We start from the raw sequence: 24392 nt of genomic DNA on the forward strand, positions 1-24392 counted from the left end.
CCGCCTCAGGCGCGCATCGCCACCGCGCTGCGGGCCCGGTTGCTCGCCGTGTAGGCAGCCATGGTCAATTCACGATCGATCGCCATCCGCATCGCATCCATCGCGGGCTGACGCAGGCGCCGCTTCGCGGTCGCATGGGATGGCCTGTGGACGGCGCGTAGCGCGGCGATGGTCTCCGCAAGGGTGCCGTCGATGGCTTCCTGTGCAACCACGCGATCGAGGAAGCCGGCGGTCAACGCCTCCTCGGGTTCGAACATTTCGCCGAGCGTGGCGGTGCGGCTGAGCCAGGCGGGATGCACGCGGCTGCGCGCGAGCTCGATGGCAAAGCTCGGCGGCGCGATACCGATCGCGACCTCGTTCAACCCCATGCGATGCGGCCCGCGCGCGCCCAGCCTGAGGTCGCAGGCGAGCAGCAGGAACGTTCCCATCGGAAAGGCGTGACCCTCCATCACGCCGATGGTCGGATGTGGAAACGCCATCAGCCGCAGCGCGAGCTCGGCGCCGGCCCGGACCATGTCTAGGCTGCTGGCGGCATCGCCGGACGCGAACACCTTCAGGTCGAAGCCGGCAGAGAAGATGCCGGGCCGCGCCGAGCGCAGCACCACGATCTCGGCCTCCCTTTCGGCCCTGTCGAATGCTGAGCCGATCCCGGCGAGCATCGCGGTCGACATCACATTGACCTTGCCGTCGTCGAGCCCGATCTGGGCGACGCCGTCGTTCAGCTGGTAGCTCACTCCGTTCGTCATCTGCCGCTCCCTGTCATTCTTACGGCTTGACTGTCGAAGGTCGATGTAGACCAATCAATATAATTTCTGCGACGGGAGAGCGCCATGCCGGCCGTGCCAAAACACCGCCAGCCCATCATCAATGCCGCGGTGACGCTGTTCCGCCGCCAGGGTTTTGCCCGGACCGGGTTGAACGACATCGTCGATGTCAGCGGGGCGCCCAAGGGCTCGCTCTACTATTACTTCCCCGACGGGAAATCCTCGATCGCGGTGGCGGCGGTGGAGGAGGCGGGCCGCCGCGTCGCAACGACGGTCGCCAAGCTCGCGGAGGAGTGCAGCACGACCGCCGACCTCCTGCGTGCGCACGCGAGACTGCTGGCAGGCTGGATGCAGGGCTCCGGCTTTCGCAATGGCTGCCCGATCACGACCGTGTTGCTCGAGCTTGCACCGCGCGAGCGCGCCGTGTCCGATGCCGGTCGCAAAGCCTATGGGGCGCGATTGTCGATCCTGCGCGACAAGCTGCTCGCGGACGGCTTTGCCAGACCTCGCGCCGAAGCGCTGGCCGTGCTCTGCACCTCGGCGCTCCAGGGCGCGCTGATCCAGGCCCGCGTCGAGCGCAGCGGCCGGTCGATCGAGGTCACGGCGGCGGAATTGGCGCGGCTGATCGAGGCGGAGCGGAGGAGCTAGACCCCGAGCCCGGGTGCGACGAGCGTGATCACGAGCGTCAGGATCGCGCCCCAGATAAGGCTCAGCGTCATGGTCAGGATGGTCATTGTGACCGTCTGCTCAAGAGTCCCCTTGAAGGGCCGCATGCTAGCCGTCCGGGGCCGGCCGCGCGGTGACGCGCGTGCCCAGCAGCAACGCCCGCATCAATGCGACCAGGACGACGATCTTGAGTTCGATCATATTGTTAGCTCGCGAGCCGGGCCAGATGTCGCTTCACCTCGTCCAGCCATCGTGTCGCGACCGCGACCAGCGGACTGCCCTGATTCTCGATGTCAAGCTCGAAGGTCTCCGCCGAAAACACCAGTGCGCATCGGGCCGGCGCGCTGCGGTGGTGCGCGAATTCGACCGCCGAACTCTTGAAAAGGAAGAGACCGCCGGCGCGGCCCTGTGCCTCGCGGGCGACCCAGAGGCCGGCGCAATTGTGCCCGATGAAGAAAGCGGGAATGGCGGGGCTGACGACATCGGGATCGAGCGGCTTGAGCGCCGTCGCCACGCCGACATCGGACGCGCCAGTTCGTGATTTCGATGCGGGGTGCACGGCTTGTAGAGCAATGGCTGCCATGGCGGCCTCCTCACACATCTGCAGGGTCATGATGTCTGCCGCGGTGGGTCAGGCGTGGAGCCGCCAGACATAGATTGCGGTGCGCAGCGCAATGAGCGCGGTGAGCACGCTGCCCATCGAGAGCAAAGTCAGCGCACCGAGCGCGAGGCGTTTGAGCTGTGCCTTGCGCGCTGTCGGGGTTCGCATCGGGCGCTCTGCCCAGGCGAGAGGCCGTTCAAGGCCGTGGGTGAGCATCGACATCTTCGGAATCCTTGTCTGTGGTGCGGCGAGAGCCGTCCCAATCCGTCTCGTAGGATGACGATCCCGGCGTAGGATTGCGAGATGAGCGCCGGCGCCCCCGTATAGGAATGTCATAGTCAGGCTCCGACGCCATCGATCAGTTCCTCGTTGGCGATCGCAGCGAACGCCCTGGCGATCTCCGCTCGGCCGGCGGCGTTGAGCGGCACGATCGGCAGCCGCGTGTCCGGCCGCATCAAGCCGAGCATGGCGAGGGCGCTCTTGAGAGCCGCCGGGCTTTCCCTGGAAAGGCAGGTGATGAGCGGGATCAGGCGCTTGTGCAGATAGCGTGCCGATTGCAGCCGGCCTTGCCTGACCTGCGACAAGATCGTGCGGCAGAGATCAGGCGCGATGTTGGCGACTTCCGAAATCGCGCCATCGCCGCCGTCCGCGATGTAGGCGAAGGCGGTAACGTCGTCGCCGGATAGAAAGCGAAAGCCGGCCGGCAGATGGCGGGCAAGGCGCATCGGGCGGGTGATGTCGCCGCCGCCGTCACTCAGGCCCACGAATTGGCGGGATTCGACCAGACGCAAAAGCGTCTCGTCGGCCAGCGGGCGCAGCGTGCGGGAGGGCACGTCGTGCAGGATCACGGGCAATCCGATCGCGCCGGCGACGGCGCGGAAGTGCGCGAGCATGCCCTCTTGCATCGGCCTGTTGTAGGCGGGCACGACCGACATGACGGCATCGGCGCCGGCTGCTTCCGCGCGTCGCGCCAGGGCGATGGCGTGGCTGGTCGCATTGGAGACCGCGCCCGCGATGATCCGCACGCGGCCGCGGGCGACGTCGACCGCGGTGCGAATGACCAGTTCCTGCTCGGCCGCCGAGAGCGTCGGCGCCTCGCCGGCCGTCTCGCAGACCAAGATGGCGGGAGCGCCGGCCGCGACGTGTCGTTCGCACAGTGCGGCGAACGCCTTGAGATCGATCGCGTCAGCCGCATCGAATGGAGTCGGCAGGTCCGGGATGAAACCGGTGAACCAGGCAGCGGGAGGAGTGAACATGGCTTTTCGCCCGTATGCGCCGGCTCAGGCGGCACGGCGTGCGCTGGTGCTGTCGGGATTTTTGCCCATGTCGAGCTCGATCTCGCGCGGCAGCTCGACGATGGTTTCGGGGTGGTGGCCGTTCTCGAACAGTGCGTATTTGATGGCCTGGACGCGGCTGACGAACAGGCCGCCATAGAGGCCGTGCTGTTCCTGAGCGACCCATTGTCCCCGGCGATTCCTGCCGATGAAGACGATGGTCGAAGGCGAGTTGCACGAGGGAGGTTCGACGAGTTTCACGGATGTAGTCCTTCCGATTGACGGCGGTGGCGGGCGCATGTCCCGCAACCGTTCGATCAATATCGTCTTAGGCAGATAGGATTTCGAGTGAGGCTGCGCGGCGATCTCATAAGCGCGTCATAAAAGCCGGCGTTCAGGTCAGGTCGTCGACGACATGAACCAGCGCGAACAGCGCGCCGAACGCGACGCATTCGTCCCAATGGTTGAGGGCGGCGCCGAATGGCGGCTCGCGCCGCATAAGGGCGACAGCCGCACACAGGATGATGGACATCCAAAGCAGGGCTCTGAGGCTCCGTCCAAAGCCAATGCTGCCGAACGCGGCAAACCCGGAGAGGAGTACGACGCGGGCGGCAAAGCGCGCAATCACCCGTGACGGGCTTAAGGCGGGGGATATGTCCGACGATCGCGGCAAGATGCGAATCTCCCGCTGGCTCAACTGAAATTTTCGCAGCCGACGGGCTCGTAGAGCGGGTTCGGAGCAGGCCGCACCGTGGGAACGCTCGGCCGAGGCACGTCTGCAGCAAGTGCCCCGACCTCGAGGAAGGCCGACAGCAGAGCCAGCGCGAGGTCAACGTGGCGCGCCTCGACAGCGGCGTCCAGCCAGTCCGGCAGCTCGCGCTCGCGCGAGAGTGCGCAATGCCACTCACCCTCGTCATAGGCGATGCGGCGGACCTGCCATAGCGGCAGCTCGAGCTCAATCAGCGCCAGGGCCGCATCGGCCCAAGCCTCAACGTCGATCAGGCGCAAGATGCGTGCTGTGTGTTCGCCTCCGCCGCGCGAAGAGACGCGCCGGCAGGCATGGGCGATGATGTCGAGCATCAATGGCCGCGTCATTGCAGCCGCATCGTGAAGCTGCTGGCCGAGGGAAGGTGGGTTGAAGTGTCGGAGAGCGGCGGTCATGTCAGGCCTCCTGGGAGTTGGCGTCGGTCAGTCGGCCGGCGGCTTCAAGATGGCCAAATGGACATTGGAAAACGAGATGGGGAAGAGGGCGGAAATATAGGGATCTCATAAGCGGAGAAGTGGCAGAGGCGGTACGCCATTCTCCACCATCGACCCGGATCGGCGCCTCGCTTGTCCGGGACAACGGCGCGGTTGCCTCGCGACCGCCGCCGGCCTTTATGAGATTCCTATATCTTCGCCATAGCCCTCATCTCGAAAACCTATGTCCGGGATGGCACTTCAGCACGGTCAAAGTCCCGGCTGTTGCCCGCGGAAATGCGTTCCATTTCCATCGCGAGCTGCCGGGTCGCCGAGAGAAAGTTGCGCCGGATCCGATGGCGCAACGTGGAGTATTCCCATGATGGACCTTCTCATGCTGGCGCTGGGCTTCGCCTTTTTCGCCCTTGCGATCGGCTACACCTATACCTGCGAACGGCTGTGACGGAGCAAGCCATGATCTTCGATTATGCGCTCGCCGGCGCCGTCTCGTTCGGCCTGCTGGCCTACCTCACCTATGCGCTGCTGCGGCCCGAGCGGTTCTGACCCCGTGCTGCTGATTGTCGAATTGCTGCTGGCGGACGCCGTGCTCGTCGCCTGCCTGCTGACGGTGCTCCTGCCGCTGCTGCGACGGACACAAGGATTGAAGGGTTGAATCCATGACTGTGATCGGTTGGCTCCAGATCATTCTCTTCTGCATCATCATCGTGGCGCTCACGAAGCCGCTCGGCTGGTACATGACGCGGGTGTTCGGCGGCGAACGGACGTTCCTGTCGCCCGTGCTGCGCCCGATCGAGGCCGGCATCTACTGGATTTCCGGCGTCGACGAGAAGCGCGAGCAGCATTGGCTGACCTACACGGTCGCCATGCTGTTGTTCCATGTCGGCGGCTTCCTCGTCATTTACGGGGTGATGCGCCTTCAGGCTGTGTTGCCGTTCAATCCGGCGGGCCAGGGCGCGGTCGCCGAGGATCTGTCCTTCAATACCGCCGTCTCTTTCATCACCAACACCAACTGGCAGAACTACGGCGGCGAGAGCACGCTGTCCTATCTGGTGCAAATGCTCGGCCTGACGCACCAGAACTTCCTGTCAGCGGCGACCGGCATCGCGCTGGCGATGGCCTTGATCCGCGGCTTCTCGCGCGCCTCGATGCGCACGGTCGGCAATTTCTGGGTCGATGTCACCCGCTGCACGCTCTACGTGCTGCTGCCGATCTGCGTGGTCTACACGCTGTTCCTGGTCTGGCAGGGCATGCCGCAGACGCTCGGCCCCTATGTCGAGGCGACCACGCTCGAAGGCGCCAGGCAGACCATCGCGGTCGGCCCTGTCGCGTCCCAGGTCGCGATCAAGATGCTCGGCACCAATGGCGGCGGCTTCTTCAACGCCAACGCGGCGCACCCCTTCGAAAACCCGACCGCGCTGTCGAACTTTGTGCAGATGCTCTCGATCTTCACGCTCGGCGCCGCGCTCACCAACGTGTTCGGCCGCATGGTCGGCAACCAGCGCCAAGGCTGGGCGATCCTGTCCGTGATGGGCGTGCTGTTCGTCGCAGGCGTTGCCGTCACCTATTGGGCGGAAGCGAATGGCACCGCGACGCTTCACGCGCTGGGCCTCGCCGGCGGCAACATGGAGGGCAAAGAGGTCCGCTTCGGCATCGTCGCGTCCTCGCTCTTCGCGGTCGTCACGACGGCGGCCTCGTGTGGTGCCGTCAACGCCATGCATGACAGCTTCACCGCGCTCGGCGGCATGATCCCGCTGATCAACATGGAGCTCGGCGAGATCATCGTCGGCGGCGTCGGTGCGGGCATGTACGGCATGCTGCTGTTCGTCATCCTCGCGATCTTCGTTGCCGGATTGATGGTCGGCCGCACTCCGGAATATGTCGGCAAGAAGATCGAGGCCCGCGAGGTCAAGATGGCGATGCTGGCCATCCTGGTGCTGCCGCTCATGATCCTTGGCTGGACCGCCGTCGGCGTGGTCTATCCGGCGGCCGTCGCGTCAATGGCGAACGCCGGACCGCATGGCTTCACCGAGGTGCTCTATGCCTTCACCTCGGCAACCGGCAACAACGGCTCGGCCTTTGCTGGCCTCACCGGCAACACCATCTTCTATAACCTGACGCTCGCAGCCTCGATGTTCGTCGGTCGCTTCTTCATGATCGTCCCGGCCATGGCGATCGCGGGCTCGCTGGCGGAGAAGAAGTCGATCCCGCCGTCCACCGGCACGTTTCCGACCACGGGTGGGCTGTTCGTCGGCCTCGTCGTCGGCGTCATCCTGATCATGGGCGGCCTGACCTTCTTTCCGGCGCTCGCGCTCGGCCCGATCGTCGAACACCTGGCGATGAACGCCGGCAACCTCTTCTGAGAGTCTGGAGTGACCTCCATGGATAAGACGAAACTGCAAAAACGTGCTGCCGTCTCGGCAATGCTCGATCCCAGGATCGTGATGCCCGCGATCCGCGCCTCCTTCACCAAGCTCGATCCGCGGATGATGATCAAGAACCCCGTGATGTTCGTGGTCGAGGTCGTGGCCGCGCTGACCACGGTGATTTTCCTGCGCGAGATTGTCACCGGCGGCGCTGGCCTCGGCTTCACCTTCCAGATCATCGTCTGGCTCTGGTTCACCGTGCTGTTCGCAAACTTCGCCGAAGCGGTCGCCGAAGGCCGCGGCAAGGCGCAGGCCGAATCCTTGCGCAAGACCCGCACCGAGAGCCAGGCCAAGCTCCTGACCGGCGCAGACCTGGCCTTCAAGCTGGTGCCGGGCACGAGCCTCAAGGTCGGCGACCTCGTGCTGGTCCAGGCCGGCGACACCATTCCCTCCGACGGCGAGGTGATCGAAGGTGTTGCCTCGGTGAACGAGGCCGCCATCACCGGCGAGTCCGCGCCCGTCATCCGCGAGTCCGGCGGCGATCGTTCCGCGGTGACCGGCGGCACGCAAGTGTTGTCCGACTGGATCCGGGTCCGCATCACGGCAGCCCAGGGCTCGACCTTCATCGACCGCATGATCAAGTTGGTCGAGGGCGCCGAGCGGCAGAGGACGCCGAACGAGATCGCGCTCAACATCCTGCTCGCGGGCCTCACCATCATCTTCGTGTTCGCCACCGTCACCATTCCGAGCTACGCCGCCTACGCCGGCGGCTCGATCTCGGTGGTCGTGCTGGTCGCGCTGTTCGTGACCTTGATCCCGACCACGATCGGCGCCCTGTTGTCGGCTATCGGCATCGCCGGCATGGATCGTCTGGTTCGCTTCAACGTGCTGGCGATGTCGGGCCGTGCGGTCGAGGCCGCCGGCGACGTCGACACGTTGCTGCTGGACAAGACCGGCACCATTACGCTCGGCAACCGTCAGGCGACCGCATTCCGTCCCCTGCGTGGCGTGACCGAGCAGGAGCTCGCCGACGCAGCCCAGCTCGCCTCGCTCGCCGACGAGACGCCGGAGGGCCGTTCCATCGTGGTGCTGGCAAAGGAGAAATACGGCATCCGCGGTCGCGACATGGCGGAACTCGGCGCCACCTTCATCCCGTTCACGGCGCAGACCCGCATGAGCGGCGTCGATGCCGGCGGCTCGTCGGTGCGCAAGGGCGCGGTCGATGCGATGCTGAACTATGTCGGCGGCGGCGCGCCGCTGGCAGTCGCTTCCGGCAATGCGGCGCGGGCGATTCAGCCTACGGCTTTGTCGGACCTCGGACGCGAGATCCAGGCCATTGCCGACGATATCTCGAAAGCCGGCGGCACGCCGCTGGCGGTCGCCAGGGACGGCAAGCTGCTCGGCGTCATCCAGCTCAAGGATATCGTCAAGGGCGGCATCCGCGAGCGCTTCGCCGAGCTGCGCCGCATGGGAATCCGCACCATCATGATCACCGGCGACAATCCGATGACGGCCGCCGCGATTGCGGCTGAAGCCGGCGTCGATGATTTCCTGGCGCAGGCGACACCTGAGGACAAGCTCAAGCTGATCCGCGACGAGCAGGCCAAGGGCAAGCTTGTCGCCATGTGCGGCGACGGCACCAACGACGCCCCGGCGCTGGCGCAGGCCGACGTGGGTGTTGCCATGAACACCGGCACCCAGGCAGCCCGTGAGGCCGGCAACATGGTCGACCTCGATTCCAATCCGACCAAGCTGATCGAGGTGGTCGAGATCGGCAAGCAGCTGCTGATGACGCGCGGCGCGCTCACCACGTTCTCGATCGCCAACGACGTCGCGAAGTACTTTGCAATCATCCCGGCGATGTTTCTGGCGTTCTACCCCCAGCTCGGCGTCCTCAACGTAATGAACCTGTCGAGCCCGCAGAGCGCCATTCTCTCGGCGATCATCTTCAACGCGCTTGTGATCATCGGGCTGATCCCGCTTGCCTTGAAAGGCGTCGCCTACCGTGCGGTCGGTGCCGGCGCGCTGCTTCGCCGCAACCTCCTGATCTACGGGCTCGGCGGCATCGTCATTCCCTTCATAGGCATCAAGGCGATCGACCTCGTCGTCGTCGCCCTGCACTTGGCCTGACCCTTCATTGCGAGCGAAGCGAAGCAATCCAGAAATAGTTCCACGGCTGACAGCCTGGATTGCCTCGTCGCTTCGCTCCTCGCAGTGACGAAAGACATTGGAGACCTAACATGCTCAGAGAAATCCGCCCCGCCATCGTCCTGTTGCTGGTCCTCACCGCCATCACGGGACTGGCTTATCCCCTCGCGATGACCGGCATCGCCGGCGCGCTGTTTCCCGCCCAGGCGCAGGGCAGCCTGATCGAGCGCGACGGCAAGGTGATCGGCTCCGCCCTGATCGGGCAGGAGTTCAAGGACGACAGATACTTCCACGGGCGTCCCTCGGCGACGCTCGCGCCCGACCCGAACGATTCGACCAAGACGGTTTCGGCGCCCTACAACGCCGCGAACTCGGGCGGCTCCAACCTCGGCCCGACCAGCAAGGCGCTGGCCGACCGGCTCAAGGAGGATGTGAACAAGCTGAGGGGCGAGAGCCCGAATGCCGCCGTGCCGGTTGACCTGGTCACCACCTCGGCCAGCGGACTCGACCCGGACATCTCCCCGGAGGCCGCGCAATTCCAGATCGCGCGCGTTGCGAAGGCACGGAATATGCCGGAGGACGCGGTGAAGCAGCTTGTGGCCTCCAACGTCCAGGGCCGTTTGCTCGGCCTGTTGGGCGAACCTCGGGTTAACGTATTGGCGTTGAATCTCGCACTCGACCGCGCCTCGGCGAAGTAGCGGTCTAGGCTCGCGGCAGCAGGATGATTATATTGCCTTGATGGTCCGAGAACGCCGCGATCCCGAACAACGTCCGTCGCCGGAGGCGCTGCTGGAAGCAGCGCGCCGGGAGGAGGGTGCGAGCGGCAAGCTGAAGATCTTCGTCGGCGCTGCGCCCGGTGTCGGCAAGACCTACGAGATGCTGCAGAGCGCCCACGCCAAGCGAAAGGCCGGGGTCGATGTCGTGGTCGGATTCGTCGAGACTCATGGCCGCGCCGAGACCGAGGCGCTGGTTCGCGACCTCGAGGTGATCCCTCGCAAGCGGCTCGACTATCGCGGGCAGATAATCGAGGAGATGGACCTCGACGCGGTGATCGCGCGCCGACCACAGATTGCTCTGGTCGACGAGCTCGCCCACACCAACGCGGCCGGCAGCCGCCATCCGAAGCGCTATCTCGACGTCGAGGAACTGCTGTCCCACGGCATCGACGTCTATACCGCCGTCAACATCCAGCACATCGAGAGCCTGAACGACGTCGTCGCCCAGATCACCCATGTCCGGGTGCGCGAGACGGTGCCCGACTCCGTGTTCGACCGCGCCGACGCGATCGAGCTGATCGACCTCACGCCCGACGATCTCATTCAGCGCCTGAAGGAGGGCAAGGTCTATGTTTCCAGGCAGGCCGAGCGGGCGCTTGAGCACTATTTTTCGCCGGGCAATCTGACCGCGCTGCGCGAGCTCGCTTTGCGGCGCACTGCCGAGCGGGTCGACGAGCAACTGCTCACCCACATGCAGGCCAATGCCATTGCCGGGCCCTGGGCCGCCGGCGAGCGCATCCTTGTCTGCGTCAGCGAGGATCCGCGCGCGGCCGGGCTCGTACGCTACACCAAGCGGCTGGCCGACCGGCTGCATGCGCCGTTCACCGCGGTGTCGATCGAAACGCGGCGATCCCTGCAATTGTCTGACGAGCAGCGCGACCGGCTGGCCGATACGCTGCGGCTCGCGGAATCGCTTGGCGGTGAGGCGCTGACCATTCCCGCGGTCGGCCGCCGCATTGCCGACGACGTCGTGAGTTTCGCTCAAGGCAACAACGTCACCCAGATCGTGATCGGCAAGTCTACGCGCTCGCGCTGGTTCGAGATGACGCGGGGCTCGGTCGTGCACGACCTGGTGCGTCGGGCCGGCAACATCAGCGTTCACGTCATTCCGGGTGACGAGCTGACGAGCGAGCCGGCGCCGAAGACGGCGGTACAGACCGCTGCACGGTCCGAGCCATTCGACGCGATACCTTACCTCAAGGCACTCGGGATCACCGCGTTGGGCCTTGCCGCGGCGGTGGCAATCAAACCGTATTTCGGCATTGAGAACGTCGATCTCATGTTCCTGACCGCGGTGGTTGCCGTGGCTGTCCGCTATGGGCTGTTGCCGTCGCTGCTGGCGAGCCTTGCGGCGTCGCTGGCGTATAATTTCTTCTTCCTGCCGCCGGTCTACACCTTCACCATCACCGATCCGACCAACGTTGCGGCGTTCTTTTTCTTCATGCTGATCGCATTCGTGGTGTCCAATGTCGCCGCGCGCGTCCGCACCCAGGCCGACGCCGCCATCGGCCGGATCAGAATGAGCGAGCAGCTCTACGCGTTCAGCCGCAAGCTCGCCGGCACCGCGACGCTCGACGACGTGCTGTGGGCGAGCGCCTACCAGATCGCCTTGATGCTGAAGGTCCGGGTGGTGCTGCTGCTGCCGGAAGAAGGCCTTCTGACGGTGAAGTCCGGCTACCCGCCCGAAGACGATCTCGACCAGGCCGACCTTGCCGCGGCCAATTGGGCCTGGAGCAACGACCGCCCTGCCGGCCGTGGCTCGGACACGCTGCCCGGCGCCAAACGCCTGTTCCTGCCGATGCGGACCGGCCGCGGCCCGATCGGCGTGATCGGCATCGACAACGATCGCACCGGGCCGCTGCTGACGCCGGATCAGCGCCGGCTGCTGGATGCGCTGGTCGACCAGGGCGCGCTGGCAATCGAGCGCGTGCTGCTGGTCGAAGACATGGACCGTGTCAAGCGCACGGTCGAATCCGAGCGCTTGCGCTCGGCGCTGTTGACCTCGATTTCGCACGATTTGAAGACGCCGCTCGCCTCCGTGCTGGGGGCGGCCTCGACGATGCGCGATCTCGCCGGGGCGCTCTCCGACACCGAGAAGCGCGATCTGCTCGCGACCGTGATCGACGAGTCTGAACGGCTCAACCGCTTCATCGCCAATCTGCTCGACATGACCAAGCTCGAATCCGGAGCGATCGTGCCCAACACGGCGCTGCACGATCTCGGCGAGATCGTGGGCAGCGCGCTGCGGCGTGCCAGCAAGATCCTCACCGCCCACAAGGTGGAGCTAGTGCTCGCGGCCGATCTGCCGATGCTTCAGCTCGATGCCGTCCTGTTCGAGCAGGTGCTGTTCAACTTGCTGGACAATGCGGCAAAGTACTCGCCGCCGGACACCACGGTCTCGATCAGGAGCAGGCGCGAGCGCGATCAGGTCGTGCTGGATGTCGCCGACGAAGGCGCCGGCATCCCGGCTGACGAACTCGAGAGCGTGTTCGACAAATTTTACCGCGTACAGAAGGGCGATCACGTCCGTCCCGGCACGGGGCTCGGGCTCGCCATCTCCCGCGGCTTCGTCGAGGCGATGCGCGGCACGATCTCGGCCGCCAACCGTCGGGACCGCACTGGCGCCGTCATCACCATCCGTCTTCCCATCCCGGCAGACAGCCGCGCATTGGATACCGCCGCATGAGTGCTGCTCCGATCAAGGTCTTGGTCATCGACGACGAGCCGCCGATCCGGAAGTTGCTGCGGATGGGGCTGACGACGCAGGGCTATGAAATCCTCGAAGCGTCGAATGGCAAGATGGCGCTGGAGAAGCTGGTCGAGGAGCCGGCGCTGATCATCCTCGATCTCGGCCTGCCTGACGTGCAGGGACACGAGTTGCTGCGCACCATTCGCGCTCGCAACGAAGCCGTGCCGATCGTAGTGCTGTCGAGCCGCGGCGACGAAGCGGGCAAGGTGCAGGCGCTCGATCTCGGCGCCGACGATTATCTGACCAAGCCGTTCGGCATGGAAGAGCTCCTGGCGCGCTTGCGCGCCGCGCTCCGGCACCAGCTCCAGATCCAGGGCGAGCGGCCGGTGTTTCGCACCGGCGATCTCTCGGTCGATCTCGTCCGCCGCATCGTCAAGGTCGGCGAGCGCGATGTGAAATTATCACCCAAGGAATACGACCTGCTGCGCGTGTTGGTGCAGCACGCCGGCAAGGTGCTCACGCATCGCTTCTTGCTGAAGGAGCTCTGGGACGAATTGACCGACGCGCAATATTTGCGCGTCTATGTCCGCCAGCTGCGACAGAAGATCGAAGCCGATCCGGAACGGCCGCAATTCGTGCTGACAGAGACAGGGATCGGGTATCGGTTGAAGGCCGGGGATTAGCCCCTTATGTCAGTCCGGGACGCGCCCCTTGGCGCGGGCCCGGAATCCATTTCTCCACTCGTCACGCTTGGCATGATGGATTCCGGGCTCGATGCGCCGCATCGCCCCGGAATGACGAGCTAGCCTGCCTTGCGATGCCGCACCGTTGAACGAGTCGACTTCTTCGCGGCCTGCCGCCGCCCCGTTCCGCGGCGCGGGTGGGGCTTCGCCGATGTCTTCTTGCCGCCGCGTCCCTTCAGGCTCTGCTTCAGCGCATCCATCAGGTTGACGACATTGCTCGGCCGCTCCCCTGGCTCCGGCAGCTCGATTGTCTTGCCGCTGGCCTTGCGCTTCACCAGCGCCTTCAGCGCGGTTTCATATTCGTCCTTGAACTTGCCGGGATCGAAATGAGCCGCCTTGGTGTGAAGGATGTGGCCGGCGAGATCGACCATGTCCTTGGTGATTTTCGGGCTCTTGATGTCGTCGAAGAACTCGTCCTCGTCGCGCAGCTCGTAGGGGAAGCGCAGCGTGGTGCCCAGCAGTCCCTTGCCGAGCGGTTTGATCGCGATGATGTGCTCGCGGTTGGTGAGCACAATCTTGGCAAGCGCTACACGATCCTGGTCCTTCATGGCGTCGCGGATCACTGCAAACGCATCAACCGCGGCCTTGCCGTCGGGCGCGATGTAATAGGGGTGGTTGAGATAACGCTCGTCGATCTCCTCGCTCGGCACGAAGCTCTCGATGTCGATGGTATGGTTGCTCTCGATCTGCACCGCCTCGAGCTCCTCCGGCTCGATCTCGACATATTTGCCCTTCCGCAATTCGTAGCCGCGGCCTTTCTGGTCGCTTTCGACGACGTCGCCGGTCTCGGAATCAATCATCTGCTGCTTGAGCCGGTTGCCGGTCTCGCGGTTGATCATGTGAAACCGCGTCTTCTCGGCCGAGGTGGTCGCCGGATAGAGCGCGACCGGGCAACTGACCAGCGACAGCCTCAACGTTCCCTTCCAGTAGGCGCGCGGTGCCATTCCATTCTCCGGTGTTTTCGAGGCAATTTGGAACCCCAACCGCCCCGTAGGGTTTTGGTTCCGGATGCGATCTGGGCCGTGATAGGCTTGAATTCTCGAACGAAAGCGGGACTGGCCGTGCTGCAGAAACTTTCAACCTATCGAAAGAAGCGTGACTTCGGGAAGACCCCGGAGCCGTCTGGCAAGACGGCAGTGACGCCCTCGAAGCAACGCCGTTTCGTGATCCAGAAGCATGATGCCACCCGGCTGCATTACGATCTCAGGCTTGAATTCGACGGCGTGTTCAAGTCCTGGGCGGTGACCAAGGGTCCCTCGCTCGATCCGCACGACAAGCGGCTGGCGGTCGAGGTGGAAGACCATCCGCTCGACTATGGCGATTTCGAAGGCACGATTCCGGAAGGGCAGTACGGTGGCGGCACGGTGATGCTGTGGGATCGCGGCACCTGGGAGTCGGAAGACCCCGAACGCGGCTTCAGGAAGGGCGATCTGAAGTTCACCCTGCACGGGGACAAGCTGCACGGCAGCTGGGTCTTGGTCCGCATGCGCAACGACCGCACCGGCGGCAAGCGCACCAACTGGCTCCTGATCAAGCACCGCGACGAATTTGTCCGCGAAGGTGCCAAGAACGACATTCTCGATGAGGACAAGTCCGTCGCCTCCGGCCGGGCCATGGAGCAGATCGCCGAGGGCAAGGGGCGCGCGCCAAAGCCGTTCATGCTGGCCAAGGGCGCCAAGACCAAGGCCGATGCGGTCTGGCAATCCAACCGGCCCGAGGAAACGAAGGGGCAAACGGTCAAGCCGGCGCCGCGCAAGGCATTGAAGGGAAGCAAGATCGTCAAGACCAAGGCTGCGAAGAAGAAGGCCTCGACGGCGACGAATGCCAAGAAGGTCTCGGAGATGCCGGACTTCGTGCCGCCGCAGCTCTGTACGCTGGTCGAGCGGCCGCCGGCCGGCGAGGGCTGGTGCCACGAGATCAAGTTCGACGGCTATCGTGTGCAGCTTCGGGTCGAGGGTGGCAAGGCGACGCTGAAGACGCGCAAGGGTCTCGACTGGACCGGGAAGTTCGGCTCGATCGCTGAGGAGGCAGCCGCGCTGCCGGACGTGGTGATCGACGGCGAGATCGTCGCACTCGACCACAATGGCGCTCCGAACTTCTCCTCGCTCCAGGCTGCGTTGTCCGATGGCAAGACTGACGACCTGATCTTCTTTGCGTTCGACCTTCTGTTTGCCGAGGGGCAGGATTACCGGCGGCTGCCGCTTGCCGAGCGAAAGGCTCAGCTGCAGAAGCTGCTGGACAAGCGAAAACGGAAATCGAGCCAGATCCGCTATGTCGAGCATTTCGAGAGCGGCGGCGATGCGGTGCTGCAATCGGCCTGCAAGCTCGAGTTGGAAGGCGTCGTCTCGAAGAAGTTGGACGCGCCCTATGGTTCCGGCCGGTCGGAGAGCTGGGTGAAATCGAAATGCCGCGCGGGCCATGAGGTCGTAATCGGTGGCTACAAGACGACCAACGGCAAATTCCGATCGTTGATGGCCGGTGTGCAGCGTGGCGATCATCTCGCCTTCGTCGGCATGGTTGGCACCGGCTTCGGCGCCGACAAGGTCAAGCGCCTCCTGCCGTCGCTGAAGGCGGTAGCGGCCAAGGAAAGTCCTTTCGGCGGCAAGTACGCGCCGAAGAAAGCCAAAGAGGTGCACTGGCTGAAGCCGGAGCTCGTCGCTGAAATCGAGTTCGCCGGCTTCACCGCCGACGGCAATATCCGCCAGGCCGCGTTCAAGGGCTTGCGGCAGGACAAGCCGGCCGAGGAGGTCGAGGCCGAGACACCCGTCGATACCGAACTCGCCAAGCCCAGAGCCGGCAAGCGCGTGGCAAAGACGGCGAAACGATCGAAGGACTCCGGCACGGCCGAGGTGATGGGCGTCATCATCTCCAAGCCGGATAAGGAGCTGTGGCCGGACGGCGGTGACGGCGGGGGCGTGACCAAGCTGGATCTCGCGCGCTATTTCGAGGCGGTCGGGAGCTGGATGATCGAACACCTGAAGGGGCGTCCGTGCTCCATCGTGCGAGCGCCCGATGGCATCGGCGGCGAGACGTTCTTCCAGCGTCATGCCATGCAGGGCACTTCGAACCTGCTCGAACTCGCCAAAGTCTCCGGCGATCGCAAACCGTATCTGCAGATCGATCGCGTCGAAGGGCTGGCCGCCGTCGCGCAGATCGGCGGCGTCGAGCTGCATCCCTGGAATTGTGCGCCCGATGCCTACGATACGCCGGGCCGGCTGGTGTTCGATCTCGATCCGGCGCCGGATGTCGGGTTCGCCGATGTGGTCGAGGCCGCCAAGGACATGCGCCAGCGGCTCGTCGGGCTCGGCATGGAGAGCTTCTGCAAGACGACGGGCGGCAAGGGCCTGCATGTGGTGGTGCCGCTGCTTCACGGCGCGCGCGACAAGGTGAGCTGGAAGGAAGCCAAGGCCTTCGCCCAGGGCGTCTGCCAGTGGATGGCCGACGACGATCCGGAGCGCTATCTGCTCAACATGTCGAAGAAGCTGCGCGAGGGTAAGATCTTTCTCGACTATCTCCGCAACGACCGGATGTCGACGGCGGTAGCGCCGCTGTCGCCGCGGGCCCGCGCAGGGGCCACTGTCTCAATGCCGGTGACCTGGGCGCAGGTGAAGAGCGATCTCGATCCGACGCGATATACGCTGCGAACCGTGCCGAGCCTGCTGCCGCGGTCAAAGGCATGGGAGGGCTATGACGATGGGGCCGCCTCGATCAAGGCGGCGATCAAGAAGCTTGCGGTGAGACAGAAATAAGTTGGACTCCCGATACGGCGTCCGTGGATGTGTCGGCCAGAGCGAAGCGTGCCCACGATCGTTCCATAACGACGAAGAGGTGGGCGCGGCGCAAAGCGCGCTGGCCCACCTACAAGTCGAAGCGGTCGTGCTTGCTAGATTCGTCCCATCAGCAGCAGGATCAGCAGGATGATGATGACGAGCCCGAGGCCGCCGCCGCCGTAATAGCCGGTGCCATAGAATGGTCCGCCGCCGATGCCGCTGAAACCGCCAAGCAAGGCGATGACGAGAATGATCAGGATGATCGTACCGATAGACATGCGAAACTCCTCCAGCCCTTCCTCAAAAGGGTCGTTGCAAACCTGTCCCGTTGTACGAGGGCAACTTGCCGCAGGTTTTAAAGTTCCATCTTTGAAACACGGCCGGCGGATCAACTTGCATGGAACCATTCGACGCGCCGCCGGCATGACTATGTAAGTATCCGTCACTGTAGGGCAGGACCATGTCAGCACCGCTTGTTGTTTCAATTCCACATCGTCTCGGCCGCGAGGAGGCGGTCCGCCGGCTCAAGACCGGGCTCGGTCGCGCCGCAGCCAGCCTTCCCGTGATGCAGGTCGAGGAAGAGCGCTGGACCGGCGACAGCATGAATTTCCGCATCCGCGCGCTCGGGCAGATCGCGAGCGGTCAAGTTGACGTCGGGGAAGATCAAGTCCGGGTCGAGGTGGTGCTGCCTTGGCTGTTGCAGCGCTTCGCCGAGATGGCGCAGGCTGCGATCCGGAAGCGCGGACAGTTGCTGCTGACCAAGGACGGGGGAAAGTAGCTTCAGCCGCGCGCGCGCGGCCGCGAGGGCCTGATGGCGGTTGCGGTGCGAGCCTCGATGACGGCAGCGGGAAAATCACGGAAGGCCTGCCTCACCGGCAGTTCATGGCTTTCATGGCCGGTGACGGCATAACCTGTGATATCAAGGGTCGCGTCAAAGCCATCCAGCGCGGGCCATTCTCGCCCGGCTTGGGTGAACGGCGCAAACTGGCGCCCGACCACGACGATCGCCGCAGCGCGGCCATGGCGGCGGGCGAATGCGATGACATGGTCGGCATGTACGCCGCGCACCTCCAGCGGCTGATAGTCGCCTTCCGCGAAGACGTCGGGGAGCTCGTTGCGCATCTTGAGCAGACGTCGTGTCCAGGCCAGCTTGACCAGGCCGTCGGACCAGCTCTTGGTTAGGCCGCGCCAATCGGGATCGTCCAATGTGACCAGCGCCGCATGCCGCGCAGCAAAGTCGACCGGGCGACGGTTGTCGGGGTCGACAAGAGACAAATCCCAGAACTCGGTGCCCTGATAGAAATCCGGCACGCCGGGCAGCGTAGCCTTGAGGGTGAGCTGGCTCAAACCGTTCAGCGCGCCCAGCAGCGCAACGCGCCGGGCCAGCGTTTGCAGTGACTCCAGGAATTCGCCGGATAGTGCGGGATCGAGGATCTTCTCGATGAAGCTGTTGATGCCGTTCTCATAGGCTTTATGCGGGTTGAGCCAGCTGGTCTCTTCCTTGCCCTCGCGCGCGGCCTTCAGCGCATAGGCCCGGATGCGATCGACGAAGCCGGCATCGACCGGCCCCTGCAGCGGCCAGGCGCCGAGCAGGGTCTGGTAGAGCATGTATTCGAACGTCGCCGACGGCGCGCGGTAGTTGCCGTCGAGCACAAGGTGCGGCGCGTTTAGCACCTTCCAGCGGGAAACCGCGCTGGTCCAATCGCCGGGAATCTCGCTGAGTGCGGCGATACGGGCGCGGGCGTCCTCGCCGCGCTTGGTGTCATGCGTGGCGGTCGCCGTCATTCCCATCGGCCATTCCCTGGCGCGGGCCTGCATGGTCTCGTGGAACGCGGAGATCGTGAGACCGGAGCTGGCGGGATCACCGCCGACCTCGTTGAGCGCGAGCAGCCGGTGGAATTGATAGAACGCGGTGTCCTCCAGCGACTTCGCCATCATCGGCCCGGTGAATTGCTGCACCTTCAGCGCGAAGCGGCGCACGCGCGGGGCGCTATGCGGGGGGCGGCCGGGCTTGAGCAGGTCCATGGTCAGGGCATCGCGCAGGAAGTCGAAGATGCCTTCATCCGCGGCGAACCATTCCGCTCGTGCCCGTGCAATGGTGTCGTCGATCAGCTTGCGATCGGCTTCCGTAGGGGCGCTGTTGGTCAGGTAGGTGCGATACACCGGGAAGTGCAGCACATAGAGCTCGAGCGCCTGCCGCAGACTGTCCGCGGAGAAATCGCGGGTCGAGTAATGCCCGTTGGCAATTCGCGCGAGCAGGCGAGTCAGCACGGTGAATTCGCTGGTGAGCAGGGTTTCCAGCACGCGCCGCTTGGCGTCCTTCACGTAAGGCGCAAGCTGCGGCGGTCGGTTGCTGATCTGCCGCCAGGTCTCGTCCAGCGGCTCCAGCCCCTTTGGATCGACGAGCAGTTGCGTGATGACGTTCATCCACTCGTAGCCGGTGGTGCCCTGAACGCCGGCGAAGTGCGGCAGGCGTTCGTGCTCGCACAGGATCTTCTCGATCACGGTGTAGAACGGCTTTGTGTTGCCTTGCGCATCGCGCACCAGCCGGCGCAGCCGCTGGCAATATTGCGCGGGGTCGCGCAGGCCGTCGACGTGATCGAGCCGGATGCCCTGCAGCCTGTCGCTGGCGACGAGTTGTTTCACCAGCCGGTGCGTGGCGGCGAAGGTGCTCGCGTCCTCGACGCGCAGGCCGGCGAGCCCGTTGACGTCGAAGAAGCGGCGGTAGTTGATATCGCTGGAGGCGAGCCGCCAGTGGCCGAGCTTGTAATGTTGACGCTCGAGCAGATGATGCAGCGCCAGCGTCTGCGCAGGACGATCCGGGGCAGCGCGATAGGCGCCAAGGCCGCGGGCGATGATTTCGGCGGCACCGGGGATTTCCCTGAGTTCGGTCTTGAACGCAGGGGCTTCCTTGCGGGTGGGACGACGCAATCCGGTATAGCGCCCTACGAGTGAGAGCAGGCGTTTGCCCGCGTCCGTCTCGGAGGCGTCCGCTTCCTTCACGATCATGCGCAGCATCTCGCCATAGCGCTCCGGCGCGATCGGCAGGCGATGCTCGAAATACCAGGCTGAAAAGCTTCCCTCATCGGGATCGTAGCGGATCTCGATGTCGCCGCGCTCCAGCGCCTCGCCATAGAATGCACCCAGGATCGGCAGCAGCACGCCGCCGCGGGCGCGGTAGGGCAGCAGGTCCCAGTCGATGTCGAAGGAGACCGCGTGGGGCGAAGCCTGGCCCCATTCCAGCACGTCGAGCCACCAGGGATTGTCGGCAAAATGCACCCCGACATGATTGGGCACGAAGTCGATGATGAGGCCGATGTCGTGCTTGGCCAGCGCTTCGCTCAGCCGGGCGAAGCCGGCTTCGCCGCCGAGTTCCGGATTGAACTGGCCGTGATCGACGGTGTCGTAGCCGTGGGTGGAGCCCTTGCGCGCTTTCATCACCGGCGAGGCGTAGAGATGTGTGATCCCGAGCGTCTTCAGGTAAGGAACGACCGCGGCAGCCTTGTCGAAGTCGAACTCCGCGGTGAGTTGAAGCCGGTATGTCGCGAGCGGAATGGCGGAGGGCATGCTATTCTCCGAGACGCCAGATGACCGACCAGGGCGGCAGCCGGCCGCCGGTCTCTCCGCCCCAGATCGGCGCGGCTGTGTTGGCACTTGATGCGATCTCGTGATCCGAGAGATTGGCGGTCAGTCGCAGCTCGGTACCATCGCCCATGCGCCAGTGCGCGGTGAGCAGGCCGTTGTCGGCCGCCTCGGCGTCGCCGAAGCTTGCGCCCTTCAGCCGGGGCACGATTTCCTTGCGGCGAAGCGCGAGCAACTCCCGCACCAGTGCGAGCCGCGCGGTCTGCTGCTGCGTGCGGCCGGTCCAGTCGAGCACCGCCGATCGCGGCGTGGCCGGATCGAGAGGATCCGGCACCTCGTCGCCGTATCTCTCGTAGGCCCAGCCATACTCCTGCCGGCGCCCCTTGCGCACGGCATCGACAAGGCCGCCCTGGAAATCGCAGAAGAACGGGAACGGCACAGTCGAGCCCCATTCCTCGCCCTGGAACAGCATCGGCACCATCGGTGCGAGCAGGGTCACGGCGAGCGCCGCTTCGATCTGCTGCGGCGATGCCAGGCTTTCGAGCCGATCGCCGAGTGGGCGGTTGCCGATCTGGTCGTGGTTTTGCAAAAAAATGACGAAGGTCGCCGGCGGCAGCTCGCCGCTCGGTTCGCCGCGTGGTTTCTTGCCCCAGAACTCCGAAATCTCGCCCTGGTAGACGAAGCCGGAGGCCAGCGCGCGGGCGAGATCGAGCCGCGGCGTTTGATAATCGGCGTAGTAACCTGCGAGTTCGCCGGTCAGCATCACGTGCCAGGCGTGATGATAATCGTCGTTCCACTGCGCCCGATATTTCCCGTTCGGGGGCTCCTGCGCCGCGTCGAGCAGGCTGGCGCGATTGTCGCCGTTTTCCAGCACGAGATGGATGTGTCGGCCTGTCGCCTTCGAAAGCTCTCCAACGGCAGCGCTGAGATCGTGCAGCATCGATACCTCGCCGGGGATCGCCACGATATGGTTGGCGGCATCGAGCCGGAGGCCATCGAAGCGATAGTCGGTGAGCCAGGACAGTGCGTTCTCCACCGCGAAGGCGCGCACCTGCGGCACGCGGAAATCGATCGCGCTGCCCCAGGGCGTGTGCGCATCCGTGAAGAAGGCCGGCGCGTAGCGGCCGAGATAATTTCCCTCGGGGCCGAAATGATTGTAGACGACGTCGAGGAAGACCATCAGCCCGCGCAGATGCGCCTCATCGATCAGCGTCTTCAGGTCTTCGGGCCGGCCATAAGCGCTGTCGGGCGCATACCACAGCACACCGTCATAGCCCCAGCCGCGGCGGCCGGCGAAATCGGCCAGGGGCATCAATTCCAGCGCGGTAATGCCGGTTGCGACGAGATGATCGAGCTTGTCGATCATGGCGCGGTAGGTACCTTCCGGCGTGAACGTGCCGACATGCGCCTCGATCAGGACAGTCTCTTCCCAGGGACGGCCGCGCCAATCGCGCGCACGCCATGCAAAGGCGTCGTGATCGATGACTTCGCTCGGACCGAACACATCCTCAGGCTGGAAAGCCGAAGCGGGATCCGGCACGTCGATCTCATCGTCGATCCTGAACTTGTAGGCGCTTCCGGCGGTCAGTCCGGAAATCTCCGCCACGTACCAGCCATCCTGCCGGCGCTGCATCGCGTGTCTGCGTTCGAGCAGAAGGTCGACGCGGCGCGCGGCAGGCGCCCAGAGGCGGAATGACACGCCGTCCTTCGTCGGCTTCGCCCCGAAGGACGGTCTCATAGCGCCCCCGCGAAGGCGAGCACGGAGCGCGGCGGCGCCTTGCTGTCGCTGCCGGGCGGAAAGTCGATCGTATTCAGCTTGGCATCCGTCGTGTTCAAGATCTGCTGCCAACCTTTGTATTCGGTCATTTTGGGCAATTTGAATGCGATCTCTTCGGGGGCGGCGTTCAGTACGATAAAGATTGCGGCCCCGCCCGGTTCCGCCGGCCCCACCACGTAGGAGAGGAATCTCCCTTCCGGGAATTTCCAGTCGTTCTCCGTCATCTCGTCGCCCGCAGGTGTGAGCCACAATGCGCCGTAGGACACGCCGTCGGCCGGACGGCCGTCGAGCCAGCGATGGCTGCGAAGCTGCGAGAAACGGCGGCGGATGTCGGCGAGATGGCTGACGAAATCGACCATGTCGTCGCCCTCCTTGCCGAGATTGTCCCAGCCGACCCAGCCGATCTCGTTGTCCTGGCAATAGGCGTTGTTGTTGCCTGACTGCGAGTTACCGACTTCGTCGCCGGCGAGGATCAGCGGAACACCCTGCGCCAGCATCAGACAGGCCAGCACGTTCTTGCGAAGCTGGCGGCGCAGGCTGAGGATCTTCGGATCGTCGGTCGGGCCCTCGACGCCGCAATTGTTGCTGTGGTTGTCGTTGGAGCCGTCGCGGTTGTCCTCGCCGTTGGCCGCGTTGTGCTTCTCGTTGTAGCTGAACAGGTCGGCGAGCGTGAAGCCGTCGTGGACGGTGATGTGGTTGATGCTGGCGCGCGGCCGCCGGCCATCGTGGTTGAACAGGTCGGAGGACGCCGTCATCCGGCTGGAGATGTCGCCGATCAGGCTGCCTTCGCCGCTCCAGTAGCGACGCATGGCGCTGCGATAGCGATCGTTCCACTCCGACCATTGCGAGGGGAATGCGCCGACCTGGTAACCGCCGAGGCCGAGGTCCCACGGCTCGGCGACAAGCTTGACTGTCGCCAGCACTGGATCCTGCCGGATCGCGGTCAGGAACGAGCTGCCGCGATCATAACCGTTCGGTCCGCGCGCGAGCGTTGTGGCGAGGTCGAAGCGGAAGCCGTCGACGTGGCAGACCTCGACCCAGTACCGCAAGGAATCCATCACCATCTGCAGCACGCGCGGATGGGTGAGGTTCACCGACGAGCCGCAGCCGGTGAAGTCGTCGTAATAGCGCGGGTTCTCGCGATTGAGCCAGTAGTAGGATGCGTTATCGATGCCGCGGTAGCACAGCGTCGGGCCAAGATGGTTGCCTTCGGCGGTGTGGTTGTAGACGACGTCGAGCATCACCTCGATGCCTGCATCGTGCAGCCGCGCCACTGTGGTTCGGAAGGAGTCGAGCGCGTTGTCCTGGGCGTAGCGCGCCTCGGGCGCGAAGAAAGAGAGCGTGTTGTAGCCCCAGTAATTGGCGAGCTTCTTCTCAACCAGGATGCGGTCGTCGACAAAGCTGTGCACCGGCAGCAGCTCGACCGTGGTGACGCCGAGCTTCTTCAGGTGCTCGATCATCGCCGGCGAGGACAGCCCGCCATAGGTACCGCGCAGGTTCGGCGGCACGTCGTCGCGCTTCTGGGTCAGACCCTTGACGTGCGCCTCGTAGATGACGGTGTCTTCCCAAGGGATGTTGGGGCGGATCTCGCGGCGGCCCCAGTTGAAGGTCTCGTCGACCACGACGCCCTTGGGCATGCCGCGGGCATTGTCGCGGCGGTCGAACGACAGATCCTCGCGCGGGCTCCCGGTGCGGTAGGCAAAATGCGCATCGCTCCAGACCAGCCGCCCGGCGAGACGCTTGGCATAGGGATCGAGCAGCAGCTTGTTGGCGTTGAACCGGTGGCCGTGTTCGGGCTCGTAAGGGCCGTGCACGCGGTAGCCGTAGAGCTGGCCGGGCGAGACGTCGTTGAGGTAGCCGTGCCAGACGTCCTCGGTGCGCTCCGGAAGTTCGACGCGCTCGAGCTCGCGGCGGCCCTGGCTGTCGAACAGGCATAGCTCGACTTTCCGCGCATTGGCCGAGAACAGCGCGAAATTGGTGCCGCGTCCGTCCCAGCTTGCGCCGAGACGTGCAGGCGATCCGGCAGTCAGGCGCATGTC

21 protein-coding genes are annotated in these 24392 nt (G+C 64.8%); 9 read left to right on the forward strand and 12 right to left on the reverse strand.

The features are described 5' to 3' along the window. Nucleotides 1-5: 5 nt before the first annotated feature. A complete protein-coding gene (locus JQ580_RS17560) occupies nt 6-746 on the reverse strand; it encodes a crotonase/enoyl-CoA hydratase family protein (RefSeq protein WP_212281314.1) in 741 nt (246 codons plus the stop codon). An 84-nt stretch (nt 747-830) separates the two neighbouring features. On the opposite strand from JQ580_RS17560, the gene JQ580_RS17565 reads away from it, so the two are divergent. Continuing rightward, nucleotides 831-1412, forward strand: a complete 582-nt coding sequence (locus JQ580_RS17565; RefSeq protein ID WP_212281315.1) for a TetR/AcrR family transcriptional regulator — start codon at nt 831-833, stop codon at nt 1410-1412. Nucleotides 1413-1635: 223 nt separating this feature from the next. Here JQ580_RS17565 and JQ580_RS17570 read toward each other — a convergent pair whose 3' ends face one another. From JQ580_RS17570 to JQ580_RS17595, 6 genes are all read right to left on the reverse strand, one after another. Further along, complete coding sequence (locus JQ580_RS17570) at nt 1636-2013, reverse strand: hypothetical protein (protein ID WP_311982459.1); 378 nt, start codon at nt 2011-2013, stop codon at nt 1636-1638. A gap of 48 nt (nt 2014-2061) precedes the next feature. Beyond that, nucleotides 2062-2253 carry a hypothetical protein gene (locus tag JQ580_RS17575; RefSeq protein WP_212281317.1) on the reverse strand — a complete coding sequence of 64 codons (192 nt, stop codon included), beginning with the start codon at nt 2251-2253 and terminating at the stop codon, nt 2062-2064. 116 nt (nt 2254-2369) lie between these two features. Continuing rightward, nucleotides 2370-3287 (reverse strand): 4-hydroxy-tetrahydrodipicolinate synthase, encoded by a 918-nt coding sequence (gene dapA, locus JQ580_RS17580; RefSeq protein WP_212281318.1) that lies wholly within the window; start codon nt 3285-3287, stop codon nt 2370-2372. Between the two features lie 24 nt (nt 3288-3311). Beyond that, a complete protein-coding gene (locus JQ580_RS17585) occupies nt 3312-3566 on the reverse strand; it encodes a hypothetical protein (RefSeq protein ID WP_212281319.1) in 255 nt (84 codons plus the stop codon). A gap of 133 nt (nt 3567-3699) precedes the next feature. Continuing rightward, nucleotides 3700-3978: a hypothetical protein gene (locus JQ580_RS17590; protein WP_212281701.1), complete on the reverse strand. Its 279-nt coding sequence runs from the start codon at nt 3976-3978 to the stop codon at nt 3700-3702. A gap of 20 nt (nt 3979-3998) precedes the next feature. Beyond that, nucleotides 3999-4466: a hypothetical protein gene (locus JQ580_RS17595; RefSeq protein ID WP_212281320.1), complete on the reverse strand. Its 468-nt coding sequence runs from the start codon at nt 4464-4466 to the stop codon at nt 3999-4001. Between the two features lie 492 nt (nt 4467-4958). On the opposite strand from JQ580_RS17595, the gene JQ580_RS17600 reads away from it, so the two are divergent. The 6 genes from JQ580_RS17600 to JQ580_RS17625 all read left to right on the forward strand — a co-directional run bounded on the left by JQ580_RS17600 (nt 4959) and on the right by JQ580_RS17625 (nt 13164). After that, complete coding sequence (locus JQ580_RS17600; protein WP_049823729.1) at nt 4959-5048, forward strand: K(+)-transporting ATPase subunit F; 90 nt, start codon at nt 4959-4961, stop codon at nt 5046-5048. Between the two features lie 113 nt (nt 5049-5161). Beyond that, complete coding sequence (gene kdpA / locus JQ580_RS17605; protein ID WP_212281321.1) at nt 5162-6865, forward strand: potassium-transporting ATPase subunit KdpA; 1704 nt, start codon at nt 5162-5164, stop codon at nt 6863-6865. An 18-nt stretch (nt 6866-6883) separates the two neighbouring features. Continuing rightward, the gene (gene kdpB, locus JQ580_RS17610) at nt 6884-8998 is read left to right on the forward strand and encodes a potassium-transporting ATPase subunit KdpB (protein WP_212281322.1); all 2115 of its coding nucleotides are present in this window, start codon (nt 6884-6886) and stop codon (nt 8996-8998) included. A 110-nt stretch (nt 8999-9108) separates the two neighbouring features. Beyond that, entirely contained in the window at nt 9109-9714 is a 606-nt protein-coding gene (locus JQ580_RS17615) for a K(+)-transporting ATPase subunit C (RefSeq protein ID WP_212281323.1), read from the forward strand. 40 nt (nt 9715-9754) lie between these two features. Next, the gene (locus JQ580_RS17620) at nt 9755-12478 is read left to right on the forward strand and encodes a sensor histidine kinase (RefSeq protein ID WP_212281703.1); all 2724 of its coding nucleotides are present in this window, start codon (nt 9755-9757) and stop codon (nt 12476-12478) included. Then, a complete protein-coding gene (locus JQ580_RS17625) occupies nt 12475-13164 on the forward strand; it encodes a response regulator (RefSeq protein WP_094893724.1) in 690 nt (229 codons plus the stop codon). Before JQ580_RS17620 ends, JQ580_RS17625 begins: the two co-directional genes overlap by 4 nt. A 119-nt stretch (nt 13165-13283) precedes the next feature. Here the strand turns inward: JQ580_RS17625 and ku are convergent, their stop codons facing one another. After that, complete coding sequence (gene ku / locus JQ580_RS17630; RefSeq protein WP_212281324.1) at nt 13284-14168, reverse strand: non-homologous end joining protein Ku; 885 nt, start codon at nt 14166-14168, stop codon at nt 13284-13286. 117 nt (nt 14169-14285) lie between these two features. On the opposite strand from ku, the gene ligD reads away from it, so the two are divergent. Continuing rightward, nucleotides 14286-16973 (forward strand): DNA ligase D, encoded by a 2688-nt coding sequence (gene ligD / locus JQ580_RS17635; RefSeq protein ID WP_212281325.1) that lies wholly within the window; start codon nt 14286-14288, stop codon nt 16971-16973. 134 nt (nt 16974-17107) lie between these two features. Here the strand turns inward: ligD and JQ580_RS17640 are convergent, their stop codons facing one another. After that, on the reverse strand, nt 17108-17272 hold the full coding sequence (locus JQ580_RS17640) for a DUF3309 family protein (RefSeq protein ID WP_084298933.1): 165 nt from the start codon (nt 17270-17272) through the stop codon (nt 17108-17110). A 182-nt stretch (nt 17273-17454) separates the two neighbouring features. On the opposite strand from JQ580_RS17640, the gene JQ580_RS17645 reads away from it, so the two are divergent. Next, nucleotides 17455-17772, forward strand: coding sequence for a polyhydroxyalkanoic acid system family protein (locus tag JQ580_RS17645; RefSeq protein ID WP_212281326.1), 318 nt, complete (start codon nt 17455-17457; stop codon nt 17770-17772). A gap of 2 nt (nt 17773-17774) precedes the next feature. On the opposite strand, the gene treY is transcribed toward JQ580_RS17645, so the two are convergent. Genes treY through glgX form a run of 3 tightly spaced genes read right to left on the reverse strand, consistent with a single transcriptional unit; the run spans nt 17775 to nt 24389 of the window. Beyond that, nucleotides 17775-20561, reverse strand: a complete 2787-nt coding sequence (gene treY, locus JQ580_RS17650) for a malto-oligosyltrehalose synthase (protein ID WP_212281327.1) — start codon at nt 20559-20561, stop codon at nt 17775-17777. Nucleotide 20562: 1 nt separating this feature from the next. Next, a complete protein-coding gene (gene treZ, locus JQ580_RS17655; protein ID WP_212281328.1) occupies nt 20563-22314 on the reverse strand; it encodes a malto-oligosyltrehalose trehalohydrolase in 1752 nt (583 codons plus the stop codon). Then, entirely contained in the window at nt 22311-24389 is a 2079-nt protein-coding gene (gene glgX / locus JQ580_RS17660) for a glycogen debranching protein GlgX (protein ID WP_212281329.1), read from the reverse strand. The genes treZ and glgX overlap by 4 nt, the downstream gene beginning before the upstream one ends. Between the last annotated feature and the right edge of the window lie 3 nt (nt 24390-24392).

The sequence above is a fragment of the Bradyrhizobium sp. SZCCT0148 genome (genome assembly GCF_018129985.1).
In the GTDB taxonomy this organism is placed as follows: Bacteria; Pseudomonadota; Alphaproteobacteria; order Rhizobiales; family Xanthobacteraceae; genus Bradyrhizobium; species Bradyrhizobium japonicum_H.